Source organism: Brevundimonas sp. (assembly GCF_031412435.1).
Lineage (GTDB): Bacteria > Pseudomonadota > Alphaproteobacteria > Caulobacterales > Caulobacteraceae > Brevundimonas.
Window position 1 is genome coordinate 1 of record NZ_JANODA010000039.1, and the last position, 11,050, is coordinate 11,050.

The following is an 11,050-nucleotide window of genomic DNA, read 5'->3' on the forward strand; positions in this document are numbered from 1 at the left end:
CGTCAGCTTCTTGGCGACTTCGTCGGCGTTCTGCTTGGAGACGTTCTCGACGACGTTCTGCGGAGCGCCTTCGACCAGGTCCTTGGCTTCCTTCAGACCCAGGTCCGAACGCACGCCACGGACTTCCTTGATGACGTTGATCTTCTTGTCGCCACCGTCCAGCAGGACGACGGTGAACTCGGTTTGCTCTTCGGCGGCTTCAGCCGGAGCGGCGGCGCCGCCACCGGCAGCGGCGGCCATGGCGACCGGAGCAGCGGCGCTGACGCCCCACTTTTCTTCCAGCAGCTTGGACAGTTCGGCGGCTTCGAGGACGGTCAGCGAGGACAGGTCTTCGACGATTTTGGACAGGTCGGCCATGATCAGATTTTCCTTCGGAGGATGGGGTTCAGTAGAGGTTTGCAGAGATGGAAGCGGGTTCGCTTACGCGGCGTCCTTGGTGGCGTACGCGTTGAACACGCGGGCCAGTTGGGCGGCCGGGGCCTGAACGACGCCGGCGATACGGGTCGCGGGCGTGTTGAGCAGTCCCAGGAACGAAGCGCGGATCTGATCCAGCGACGGCAGTTTGGAGAGAGTCTCCACGCCCTTCGCGTCCAGAACCTTGTCACCCATGAAGCCGCCCAGAACGACGAACTTGTCGTTGCCCTTGGCGTATTCGGCGGTGACCTTGGCGGCGGTCACGGCGTCGGGCGCGAAGGCGATGCCCACCGGACCCTTGAACAGGGCGTGGTGTTCAGAACCTTCAGCGGCGTCGAGAGCCTTCAGCGCCAGGCGGTTCTTGACCACCTTGAACGCTCCGCCGGCGGTGCGCAGACGGCCCCGCAGGTCTTCCATTTCCGCAACGGTCAGACCCAGGTTGTGGGTCACGACCACGGCGCCGGCGTCGGTGAAAACGCCCTTCAGCGTTTCGATCGACTCGGCCTTTTGTGCGCGGTCCATTGCGGTCTCCAGTCTTGAGGTTCGACGCCGGGCTTATTCCCGACGGCGAGTGGCCAAAGCCCAATGCGTCGCCGCATTGCGTTCAGGCCGGTAGCGATGTCCGAAAGGATGCTCTGACGGGGTTCCGTCCCGGAAACCGGGCCGACCGTTCGTCGTCTGCGTCACTATCTCCCCACGGCGCTGGAGGGCTCTCCAGCATTTATGACCTGGGTGACCCCCAGACCCCGAAGTTCTCGGACAGGACCGTCAGGGCCGAAGCTCTGACGGGAAGGCGCGCTCTATACAGGAACGGGCGCGGAAAGCAACCGGGTCAGTTCTTGGCCACGCCCGCCGCGTCCGGGGTCCCCCCGGGACAGGTGAAGGCCGCGCAATATTTGGCCAGATAGTCTGCGGCGAAGGCCTGAATGAAGGTCGCCATGCCCTGCCCCTGCTGCGCGCCCACTTCATTCTGCTTCAGGGCGATGGATCGGCCCATGGGCGTCTCGTAGAACTCGACGAGGGCGCGCAGCTCCGGTTCGGTAAACCGTTCGGCATACAGCGCCTCGCTCTCGTCGATCATGACCTCGAGATGCCGCCCCATGATCTCGGGCACGTTCGCGCGCGTCCATGTCGCCTGTTCCTCGGTAATGCCGGCGCTCTCGGCCAGCATCTGCTCGACGATGCCCCCCACCACCTTGTCGATCCCGTCCCGGACCATGGCCGCGATCAGCCGCTCGGCCAGGGCGGCGCGAACGGCGGCGTCGCCATCCTGTGCCCGGGCTTGCGGAGCGAGGGCGCACAAGGCGGCGGCCATCAGGGCGATCAGGATGGTGCGCACGGGGTTACTCCAGCAACGCGACAATGAGGGCCGCCACCATGCCCTCGCGCGTCGCGGTGCAACAGTCGGTTGCAGCCACAGGTGACGCGAAAAGCGCCTCTCAGCTCCATCCCGCCGGCTCCCGCGCATCGAACGCCGCCCGCGCCGCCGTCACCTCGCCGATCCGGCCCTCGGACCAGGCGATCAGCGGCGTCAGCGCCCCGACCAGGGTCCGGCCCAGCGGCGTCAGGGCGTACTCCACCGTCACGGGCGTCGTCGCGAACACATGGCGGGATACAAGCCCGTCGCGCTCCAGATGTCTCAGGGTCTGCGCCAGCATCTTCTGCGACACCCCGCCGATCCGCCGCTTCAGGCCGTTGAACCGCATCGGCGCCTGGGCCAGCACCTGCACCACCAGCACCGTCCATTTGTCGCCGATCCGGTCCAGCATCTGGCGCGTCGGACAGTCAGCCGCGAACACGTCGGGCAGGCGCAATTCCCGGGGCGGTATCTCCGGGGTGACCTGCTGAGCCTGAGGTGCGTTCTTGTGCATCTGGTATGGATAGCACACCTGGTATCTATTGGATACCAACAGGAGACCCTCCATGAACGTCACCGTCCTCGGCGCCAGCGGCCGCGCCGGATCAGAGATCACCCGGGAGCTCGCCTCACGCGGCCACGCTGTCACCGCCATCGCCCGCAAGCCCGCGGCCATTCCGACCGGCCCGACCATCACCGCCGTCCAGGGCGACGCCTCGGACGCCGCTGCGCTCGCGACCCTCATCAAGGGGTCGGACGCCGTGATCAGCGCCCTCCACTTCGACGTACCCGCCTCCGTCCTGCTATCGGCGCTGAAGACGGCCGGCGTGCCGCGTCTGCTCGTCACGGGCGGCGCCGCCAGCCTGGAGGTCGCGCCGGGCGTCCGCCTGATCGACACGCCGGAGTTCCCCGAGGAATGGAAGGTCTTCGCCCAGGGCGGCATCGCCTTCCTCGACGACCTGCGCGCCGAGACCGAAATCGACTGGACCTTCTTCTCCCCCGCCGCCGTGATCGAGGAAACGCCCCGCCTCGGCACGTTCCGGACCGGGACGGATCAGCTGATCGTCGACGACAAGGGCGAGAGCCGCATCGGCTTCTCCGACTACGCCATCGCCATGGTCGACGAGCTGGAACAGCCGAAACACAGCCGGGCCCGGTTCACCGCCGCCTACTGAGCGGGATTGGCGGCTTCGGCGTGCGGGGTTCGCGGTGACTGCCGTTCACGTCGCCGGATTTTTGCAGTCCTCGTTTCGGCCTCGCGCACCGCAAAGACTGCAATGCCGAATGAAAACGGCCCCGGAGATCGCTCTCCGGGGCCGCGGTCTTGTTGGTCAGAAGCCGATCAGGCCGTCAGCGAGGCCGGATCGATCTTCACGCCCGGACCCATCGTCGAGGACAGGGTGATGCGCTTGACGTAGGTGCCCTTGGCGCCGGTCGGCTTGGCGCGGTTCAGCGCGTCCACATAGGCCTTCACGTTGGCTTCGAGGGCTTCCTGGGTGAAGGAGGCCTTGCCGATGCCGCCGTGGGCGATACCAGCCTTCTCGACGCGGAACTCGACGGCGCCGCCCTTGGCGTCCTTGACGGCCTGGCCGATGTTCGGGGTCACGGTGCCGACCTTGGGGTTCGGCATCATGCCGCGCGGGCCCAGCACCTTACCCAGACGACCGACCAGGGCCATCATGTCCGGAGACGCGATGACACGGTCGAAGTCCATGAAGCCGCCGTTGATCTTCTCGTACAGATCCTCGGCGCCGACGTGCTCGGCGCCGGCCGCACGGGCTTCGTCAGCCTTCGCGTCCTTGGCGAACACGGCCACGCGAACGTCGCGCCCCGTGCCCGACGGCAGGTTGACGACGCCACGGACCTGCTGGTCGGCGTGACGAGGATCGACGCCCAGGTTGACGGCGATCTCGATCGACTCGTCGAACTTGGCGGTGGCGTGTTCCTTGACGGTCTTGATGGCGTCGGCGAACGGCACCAGGGCCTCACGGTCGACGGTGCGCGCCTGGATGCGCTTGGATGGCTTGCTCATGTTCAGCGCTCCACGATGTTGAGGCCGATGGCCTTGGCGGAACCTTCGATGATGCGCGCGGCGGCATCCAGATCGTTGGCGTTCAGGTCCTTCATCTTCTTCTCGGCGATCTCACGCAGCTGGGTGCGGGTGATCGAACCGACCGTCTCGCGGCCCGTCAGCTTGGATCCCGAGGTGATGCCCACGGCCTGCTTGATGTAGTGGGTGGCCGGCGGGGTCTTGGTGACGAAGGTGAACGACTTGTCCTGATAGACCGTGATCACGGTCGGCAGGGGGGTGCCCTTCACTTCCTTCTCGGTGCGCGCGTTGAACTCCTTGACGAAGCCCATGATGTTCACGCCGCGTTGACCCAGTGCGGGCCCGATCGGGGGGGAAGGCGTGGCCGAACCGGCCGGCACCTGCAGCTTGATATAGCCCAGAATCTTCTTGGCCATTGGTCTCTCCTGTGAATGACCTCGAAGCTAATCGGGGCCGGTGAGCCGTGGTCGGGCATGGCTGCCTCCCACGGATTTACCGCATCGTCCGGCGGCCGGGCGAAGCGAAGGCGCGCGTATAGCGGAGCGCCCCCGCAAAAGCAAACGGCGGCCCCGAGGGACCGCCGCTGCAAATCGTGACCTGCGAGAGAGGCTTAAGCCGCGCTCTTCTCGACCTGGCTGTACTCCAGATCCACCGGGGTCGGGCGGCCGAAGATCGACACGGCGACGCGCAAACGGGCGGCATCCTCGTCGACGCTCTCCACCTGGCCATCGAAGCTGGCGAACGGGCCGTCGATGACCTTGACGGTCTCGCCGATGTCGAAGCGGATCGTGGGCTTGGGACGTTCGACGCCCTCTTCCACCTGACCGATGATGGCCTGAACCTCACGTTCGGAGACCGGCAGCGGCTTGGTGCCGCCGGCGGCGCCCAGGAAGCCCGTGACCTTCGGCGTGTCCTTGACCAGGTGATAGGCGTCGTCGGTCAGTTCCATCTTCACCAGCACATAGCCCGGGAAGAACTTGCGTTCCGAGTTGACCTTGCGGCCCCGGCGGATCTCGACGACGTCCTCGGTCGGCACCAGGATCTCGGAGAAGCAGTCCTCAAGATCGCGCTGCCTGGCCTGGTCGCGGATGTGCTGGGCGACCTTCTTCTCGAAGTTCGAATAGGCGTGAACGATGTACCACTTGTGGCGCGGGTTGGCGGCCACTTTGGTTTCGGGCGCTGCATCCGTCATGGGCGCGTCTCCTTCTTTCTTATTGGCCGATGGCGAGGACGAAGCGGGACAGGAAGCCCAGCCCGGTGTCGACGATCCAGAAGAACACCGCCGCCAGCATGACCATGATGAAGACCATCACCGAGGTGATCCAGGTCTCCTTGCGGCTCGGCCACACGATCTTGCGAGACTCAGCCCGGACCTGGCTGAAGAACTGGGCCGGCGAGGTGCGCGGCTTGGCCGCGGGCGCGTCGACGGCGACCGTCGATGCGGAGGCCGAAGCGCCGGCCATCTGCGGCTTTGCGCCGGCGGCCGGATTGCCGGTGCGGCGTCCGCCGGGGAACTTGGACTTGGCCATGGGCTCTAGGGGTCTCTTCGTAAACGCTTGATCCTGTTCCCGCAGATGGGGATGCCCAGTCTGCGGGAACAGGGGGAAGTGGCAGGAGCTGGGGGATTCGAACCCACGACCCCCGGTTTTGGAGACCGGTGCTCTACCAGCTGAGCTAAGCTCCTAGACAATACAGAAGAGCGCCGTGGGAGAACCCAACGGCGCGTCTGCTCGCCAGACCGGGGGCTATGCCTGACGCGGCTGGGCATTTCAAGGCTAATCCTCCCCCATCGGGGGAGGTGGCGCGGCGCGCTTGCGCCGTGACGGAGGGGGGCAACCGCAAACGGGGTGTATGGGGTGAGCCCCCCTCCACCGCGAAGACGCGGTCCCCTCCCCCGATGGGAAGGATGGATTCAGTGATCCAGGTGAGCGGCGACCGCCTCGGCCTCGTCTTCCTTGTTCACCACCTGTTTGAACAACAGCTTGTCGATGCGGCGGTCGTCCATGTCGATGACCTCGACCTCGAACCGGCCCAGCTGCAGGATCTCGCCTTCGTCCGGCACGCGCGACAGCTGGTGCAGGACCAGACCGGCCACGGTGTGGAAGCCTTCCTGGTCGCCGAAGTCCTCGCCCAGCACGTCCGACAGCTCCTCGAGATCGGTCTGGCCGTCGACCAGCCAGGACCCGTCCTCGCGCTGGCGGATCCAGGCCTCCTGATCGTCGTGACCTTCGTCGAAGTCGCCCGCGATCATTTCCAGCAGGTCAGTCGCCGTCACCACGCCCTCGAAGGCGCCGTACTCATCGACCAGGAAGGCCATGTGGACCTTCGACGACTTCAGGATCTCCAGCGCCTTGAGCACCGAGGTCGACTGCGGGATGAAGGCCGGGGTCTGGACGAGGGCCTCGATGTCGAAGGTGCCGTTGGTCAGCAGGCTGTCGAGCAGGTCCTTCTTGTGAACGACGCCCAGCGGATTATCGACGTCGTTCTCGCGCGCGACCACGATCCGCGAATAGGGGCATTTGCGGATTTCCTCGCGCAGCTCCTTTTCGGTGTCGTCCAGGGCGATCCAGAATACGTCGTGACGCGGCGTCATCGCCACGCGGATCGGACGGTCGCCGAGGGTCAGGATCTCCTCGATCATCGTCTGTTCTTCGGGCTCGATCAGACCGGCCGACGTGCCCTCGGCGATCATCGTCTCGACCTCTTCCTGGGTGACGTCGGACCCGTCGCGATCCTTGACGCCCATGATCTTGAGGATGCCGGAGGTCGAGGCGGTCAGCAGCGAGACGAACGGATGCAGCACGATCGCGACCGTCGAGATCGGCCCCGCCGTCTTGGACGCGATCGTCTCCGGGAAGATCAGCGCCAGCCGCTTGGGCACCAGTTCGCCGACGATCAGCGACACATAGGTGATGCAGATGACGACCAGGGCGGTGGAGAAGATCTGCGTATAGGCGTCCAGCGCCGGGAAGGCGGCGGTCAGGATCTTGTCCAGCTCGCCCGCGATCGTCGCCTGACCGTAGGCGCCCGCGAGAATGCCGATCAGGGTGATGCCGACCTGGACCGCCGACAGGAAATGGGTCGGATCTTCGGACAGCTTCAGCGCCACCCGGGCGCCGCGGTCTCCCCGCTCGGCCCGGCTCTGCAGCTTGGATCGGCGGGATGAGACGACCGCCAGCTCGGTCATGGCGAACAGGCCGTTGAGCACCACGAGGAGCAGAACGACGACGATGGCGATGAGTAACATCTAGGGGGGAGTAGACCAGCGCGGCGCGACAGTCGGCGTCCGCTGTTCGGTCCTAGCGGAATGCGGCCGGTTTCGCCACGATTTCCTTGAGCGAAACGGTCAGCGCGTCCGGCCCGCCTCGACCGATCCGTAGGCGCCGCTCTGGCCGTTATCGATCGAGGCGCATGCGGAGACCCCGATCAGGGTGCCGATGAACAGGCCGATCCGAAGCGCGCGCCGCATGATGGTTACCAAATCCCTAACGTCCCAACTGAACGTAGGCCCCGCTTCGGGGTTGCACGCAAGTCCCCGCCCCAGCCGGTTGTACGGAACGGTAAACGGACGTGCGGGTTGGCTAAGACCCGTCGCCCGAGAGTTGAGTTCATGATCCGCCCCCCGTTCGCCGCCGCCCTCCTCGCCTCCGTGTCCCTCGCGGCCTGCGGCCAGCCCGATCGGGAAACACAGGAGGCCCCGACCACGCCGCCGACCGTTTCGGCCGCGCGCGCGGCCGGCGCGACCGGAGCCCTGGCGCCGGCGTCGATCGAGGCCGCGGTCTGGAAGGCTGACGCCGTCGCCACGCCGGCCCCGTCGGCCCCGTCGGCCCCGAGCGCCACAGCCCCGGGCGTCGGAGGTCCGCAAGCCGCGACGACCACCCCGCCGCGTCCGGAGATTATCCGCGCCCAGATTCTGCTCGACCGCGCCCGCTTTTCGCCGGGAGCCATCGACGGACTGGGCGGCGAGAACACCCGCCAGGCCGTCGCCGCCTACGCCGAGGCCAATGACATAGCCTCCGGCGGAGAGTTGACCGCTGCGGTGTTCGCCAGCCTGACCCAGTCCGCTGCGCCGGTGATGGCCGAATACGTCATCACGCCCGTCGACGTCGCCGGTCCCTTCATCGCCGCCGTGCCTACCGATCTGGAGGCCCAGTCGGAACTGGACGCTCTCAGCTACACCAGCGCGCTCGAAGCCTTGGCCGAGAAGTTTCACGTCACAGAGACGCTGCTGACCGCGCTCAACCCCGGCATCGATTTCGCCCGCGCGGGCCAGTCGATCGTCGTCCCGGCCCTCACCGACCAGCCCCTGCCCGCCGAGGTCACCCGCATTCTGGTCGACAAGAGCGAGAGCTCGGTGCGAGCTTTCGACGCGGCGGGAAACCTGCTCGCCTTCTATCCCGCCACGATCGGCTCAAGCGCCCGACCCGCGCCGACCGGCCGCGTCACCGTCGTCGGGGTCGCCAATGAGCCGAACTACACCTACGACCCAGAGCGCCTGACCTACGGCACGGCGGACCGCAAATTCGTGGTGGCGGCGGGCCCCAACAATCCGGTGGGCTCGGTCTGGATCGATCTGTCGCGCGACACCTACGGCATCCACGGCACGCCGGATCCATCGAAGATCGCCAAGACCGCATCAAACGGCTGCGTTCGCCTGACCAACTGGAGCGCCGAACAACTCGCGGCTGCAGTCAAGCCGGGCGTCGAAGTGATCTTCAGCTAGCCCTGATCAGGAAAAGTGCGCAGCGGTTTTCCGCCCGGATCAGGGCAGGCATCAAGGCTCGACCGCCCCCAGCGCCGTGCCGCCCCAGAAGGCGCATTGATGGCGGTCGTGGAAGGTCGGATCGACCCGGTCGCCCTCGGGATCGAACACCAGGACGGGTCCGCCGCCCTCGCGGACGCGCGGCCAGTGGGTGTCGAAGTCCGGGTCGTGTCCGAACGCGGCCCACAGCCGCATCATCCGGTCCGACAGCGCCCTTTGCTCGGGGGTCCACCTCCCGGTGTCCGCGAACAGCCAGCTCGTGCCGAACACATAGGCCAGTTCGCTGGCGTGATAGGCGCCCATGTCGAGGCCCGTGATCCCCTCGGGCAACAGGAACGGGGCCTCGGCATCGGCGAACTCGTACCCATGTACCGGCACATACCGCGCCAGCAGCCGCCTCAGCGCATCGGCCGGACATGAGAACCGGCTGTCCGTGAAACTCTGCGCGATAGCGATCGCCGGGCCTTCCTCGCCGACCGGATACCGCGCCAGCGCCCGCTCCCCGTCGGCGCCATACATCCAGACAGTCTGCTTTTCGTAGCGATCCATGTCCTTGACCTCGACAGCGAACAGCCGCCCCTCGTCAGTGTTGCTCCCCACGATCACCGGGACCCGCGTAAAGCGGCCGCTGGCGAAGGCCTCGGGCGGGCTGACCGGCACGGTGGCGTCCGTATGCACCGGTCCCCACGAGCCCGGCCCGTTGATCCCGGATCGCAGCGACGGCGCCCGCGCGATCCGCCAGGCGGGCAGGCTCCTCAGGCAACCAACCTGCCCCTGCTGCGTGCAGCCCAGGTCGTCGGCGAACGGGGGGCCTGCCTGGACCTGATCCTTGGCTGCATTCAGCGACTGGGGCTCCAGGCATGGCCCGCTCTGCAGGATCACACGGTGGAACAGCCCCTCCGACCCCGGCGACGCCATCAGATAGCAGGCGCTCCAAGCCCCCGAGCTCTCCGCGAACAGGGTCACATCCCCCGGATCGCCGCCGAAGGCCGCGATGTTCGCCTGCACCCAGCGCAGAGCCGCCTGCTGGTCCATCAGACCCCAGTTGCCCCCAAGGTTCCGGGCGCCGCCCTCGCCTTCGGCATCGAACCCGGGATGCGCCAGCCAGCCCAGGGCCCCGAGCCGGAAGTTCACCGTCACCACGACTCGATCCTGCTCGCCCGCAAGCCGCGAGGGGTCGTAGTTGGCTCCCGATCCGATCGTGAAGGCCCCGCCGTGCAGGTACGCCATCACCGGGCGCGCGCGCCCGGGCTCGCCGGCGGGTCCGTACACATTCACGAACAGACAGTCCTCGGACCCGACCACCAGCCCGCCGCCCCCGCCGAGAACAGCCTTGCGCCCCAGCGCCTGCGTGCAGTCCGACCCCAGGCGCGTCGCATCCCGGACGCCGTCCCACGGTTCGGCCGGTCGCGGCCCGCGCCAGCGCAGATCGCCGACCGGCGCCCGGGCGTAGGGCACGCCGAGGAAGGCCCGCACGCCCGCGCCCTCGACGCCCCGCACGACGCCCGCCTCGGTCCGGGCCTGCACGAAGGATCGATCAGGCGCGAACCGCACCTGATCGACCTCGCCCGGGTGAGTGGTCACACAGCCGCCCAGGGCGAGCGCCATCGCGGCGATCGCCGGCGACCAGAACCCGGATTTCGTCATTCCGTCGGCAGGCCTCAGTAGTAGCCGTAGTCCCCACGGCGCGGCACGCGATCATAGCCATAACGGCCGTCGCGATTATAGCCGCCGAAGCCGTAGCCGCAGGGATCGTCCCGCTCCGACAACTGGTTGCCCAGCAACCCGCCGGCCAGCGCCCCGATCGCCGCGCCCCGCTCCCGGTCGCGTTCGCCCGCGATCGCCGCTCCGGCCAGGGCGCCCAGCGCCGCGCCGCTGGCGGTCGCGTATCGCCTGTTCTCCTGATAGTCCCGCTCGCAGGCGGAGGCGTAGTTATCGGTCGTGGCGCAGGCGCCGGTCAGCATCGCTGCGGCGGACACGGCCGCCAGGGTCCAGATCGTTTTCATCGAGGGTTCCTTTGGAAACACTCGTTGGCCAACGCAGGGTGTGACGGGGTGTTCCGCCTTCCTTCGTCATCCTCCGGCAAGGCGCGCAGCGCCGCAGACCGGAGGACCCCTCGTCATCCTCCGGTCGATCGGCGATCGGACCGGGGGAGGCGCGCGAGAGCGCGAACCAGTCGCGGACACGTGCGGCCGAGATCCTGCGTGAACAGATCGCCTTCGGCGCCGCTGGGTCCCCCGGTCTCCGCTTCGCTTCGCCGGAGGATGACGAAAGAAAGAAAAAGGCCCGCCGGATTGCTCCGGCGGGCCTCTTCAGATCGATCCGGAGACCGTCAGCCCTTCGCTTGCGCTTCGGGCGTTCGTCGCGGGGATCGCATGCGATCCCATGCGCCGCGCAAGCGCGCGACGCAGCGCGTCGAACTACTCGACGATCTTGGCGACGACGCCGGCGCCGACGGTGCGGCCGC

14 protein-coding genes and 1 tRNA gene are annotated in these 11,050 nt (G+C 67.3%); 2 read left to right on the forward strand and 13 right to left on the reverse strand.

The features are described 5' to 3' along the window. From rplL to RMO01_RS07100, 4 genes are all read right to left on the reverse strand, one after another. The coding region (gene rplL, locus RMO01_RS07085) for a 50S ribosomal protein L7/L12 (protein WP_309628341.1) at positions 1-357 on the reverse strand (357 nt) is incomplete at its 3' end. A 63-nt stretch (positions 358-420) separates the two neighbouring features. Beyond that, positions 421-936, reverse strand: a complete 516-nt coding sequence (gene rplJ, locus RMO01_RS07090) for a 50S ribosomal protein L10 (RefSeq protein WP_309628342.1) — start codon at positions 934-936, stop codon at positions 421-423. Between the two features lie 310 nt (positions 937-1,246). Next, the gene (locus RMO01_RS07095; protein ID WP_309628343.1) at positions 1,247-1,753 is read right to left on the reverse strand and encodes a DUF2059 domain-containing protein; all 507 of its coding nucleotides are present in this window, start codon (positions 1,751-1,753) and stop codon (positions 1,247-1,249) included. A gap of 100 nt (positions 1,754-1,853) precedes the next feature. After that, on the reverse strand, positions 1,854-2,285 hold the full coding sequence (locus tag RMO01_RS07100; RefSeq protein ID WP_309628344.1) for a helix-turn-helix domain-containing protein: 432 nt from the start codon (positions 2,283-2,285) through the stop codon (positions 1,854-1,856). A gap of 52 nt (positions 2,286-2,337) precedes the next feature. On the opposite strand from RMO01_RS07100, the gene RMO01_RS07105 reads away from it, so the two are divergent. Next, on the forward strand, positions 2,338-2,946 hold the full coding sequence (locus RMO01_RS07105) for an NAD(P)-dependent oxidoreductase (RefSeq protein WP_309628345.1): 609 nt from the start codon (positions 2,338-2,340) through the stop codon (positions 2,944-2,946). Positions 2,947-3,113: 167 nt separating this feature from the next. Here RMO01_RS07105 and rplA read toward each other — a convergent pair whose 3' ends face one another. From rplA to RMO01_RS07140, 7 genes are all read right to left on the reverse strand, one after another. Beyond that, the gene (gene rplA / locus RMO01_RS07110) at positions 3,114-3,803 is read right to left on the reverse strand and encodes a 50S ribosomal protein L1 (protein ID WP_309628346.1); all 690 of its coding nucleotides are present in this window, start codon (positions 3,801-3,803) and stop codon (positions 3,114-3,116) included. Positions 3,804-3,805: 2 nt separating this feature from the next. Further along, complete coding sequence (gene rplK, locus RMO01_RS07115; RefSeq protein ID WP_298163331.1) at positions 3,806-4,237, reverse strand: 50S ribosomal protein L11; 432 nt, start codon at positions 4,235-4,237, stop codon at positions 3,806-3,808. A 194-nt stretch (positions 4,238-4,431) separates the two neighbouring features. After that, positions 4,432-5,013: a transcription termination/antitermination protein NusG gene (nusG, locus tag RMO01_RS07120; protein WP_309628347.1), complete on the reverse strand. Its 582-nt coding sequence runs from the start codon at positions 5,011-5,013 to the stop codon at positions 4,432-4,434. A 19-nt stretch (positions 5,014-5,032) separates the two neighbouring features. Beyond that, complete coding sequence (gene secE, locus RMO01_RS07125) at positions 5,033-5,350, reverse strand: preprotein translocase subunit SecE (protein WP_309628348.1); 318 nt, start codon at positions 5,348-5,350, stop codon at positions 5,033-5,035. A gap of 79 nt (positions 5,351-5,429) precedes the next feature. After that, positions 5,430-5,505, reverse strand: a tRNA-Trp gene (locus RMO01_RS07130). Positions 5,506-5,733: 228 nt separating this feature from the next. Next, positions 5,734-7,068 (reverse strand): hemolysin family protein, encoded by a 1,335-nt coding sequence (locus RMO01_RS07135; RefSeq protein ID WP_309628349.1) that lies wholly within the window; start codon positions 7,066-7,068, stop codon positions 5,734-5,736. A gap of 99 nt (positions 7,069-7,167) precedes the next feature. Continuing rightward, on the reverse strand, positions 7,168-7,290 hold the full coding sequence (locus tag RMO01_RS07140; RefSeq protein ID WP_309628350.1) for a hypothetical protein: 123 nt from the start codon (positions 7,288-7,290) through the stop codon (positions 7,168-7,170). Between the two features lie 141 nt (positions 7,291-7,431). Here RMO01_RS07140 and RMO01_RS07145 point away from each other — a divergent pair, with 141 nt between their 5' ends. Next, positions 7,432-8,544: a L,D-transpeptidase gene (locus tag RMO01_RS07145; RefSeq protein WP_309628351.1), complete on the forward strand. Its 1,113-nt coding sequence runs from the start codon at positions 7,432-7,434 to the stop codon at positions 8,542-8,544. Positions 8,545-8,595: 51 nt separating this feature from the next. Here the strand turns inward: RMO01_RS07145 and RMO01_RS07150 are convergent, their stop codons facing one another. Both RMO01_RS07150 and RMO01_RS07155 read right to left on the reverse strand, forming a co-directional pair. Beyond that, positions 8,596-10,230, reverse strand: coding sequence for a carboxylesterase family protein (locus RMO01_RS07150; protein WP_309628352.1), 1,635 nt, complete (start codon positions 10,228-10,230; stop codon positions 8,596-8,598). Positions 10,231-10,244: 14 nt separating this feature from the next. Continuing rightward, a complete protein-coding gene (locus RMO01_RS07155) occupies positions 10,245-10,589 on the reverse strand; it encodes a YMGG-like glycine zipper-containing protein (RefSeq protein WP_309628353.1) in 345 nt (114 codons plus the stop codon). Positions 10,590-11,050: the final 461 nt, after the last annotated feature.

Coding starts and splice junctions, on each gene's coding strand:
- rplJ (WP_309628342.1), bottom strand. CDS start 936: ATGGACCGCGCACAAAAGGCCGAGTCGATCGAAACGCTGAAGGGCGTT.
- RMO01_RS07100 (WP_309628344.1), bottom strand. CDS start 2,285: ATGCACAAGAACGCACCTCAGGCTCAGCAGGTCACCCCGGAGATACCG.
- RMO01_RS07105 (WP_309628345.1), top strand. CDS start 2,338: ATGAACGTCACCGTCCTCGGCGCCAGCGGCCGCGCCGGATCAGAGATC.
- rplA (WP_309628346.1), bottom strand. CDS start 3,803: ATGAGCAAGCCATCCAAGCGCATCCAGGCGCGCACCGTCGACCGTGAG.
- rplK (WP_298163331.1), bottom strand. CDS start 4,237: ATGGCCAAGAAGATTCTGGGCTATATCAAGCTGCAGGTGCCGGCCGGT.
- nusG (WP_309628347.1), bottom strand. CDS start 5,013: ATGACGGATGCAGCGCCCGAAACCAAAGTGGCCGCCAACCCGCGCCAC.
- secE (WP_309628348.1), bottom strand. CDS start 5,350: ATGGCCAAGTCCAAGTTCCCCGGCGGACGCCGCACCGGCAATCCGGCC.
- RMO01_RS07135 (WP_309628349.1), bottom strand. CDS start 7,068: ATGTTACTCATCGCCATCGTCGTCGTTCTGCTCCTCGTGGTGCTCAAC.
- RMO01_RS07140 (WP_309628350.1), bottom strand. CDS start 7,290: ATGCGGCGCGCGCTTCGGATCGGCCTGTTCATCGGCACCCTGATCGGG.
- RMO01_RS07145 (WP_309628351.1), top strand. CDS start 7,432: ATGATCCGCCCCCCGTTCGCCGCCGCCCTCCTCGCCTCCGTGTCCCTC.
- RMO01_RS07150 (WP_309628352.1), bottom strand. CDS start 10,230: ATGACGAAATCCGGGTTCTGGTCGCCGGCGATCGCCGCGATGGCGCTC.
- RMO01_RS07155 (WP_309628353.1), bottom strand. CDS start 10,589: ATGAAAACGATCTGGACCCTGGCGGCCGTGTCCGCCGCAGCGATGCTG.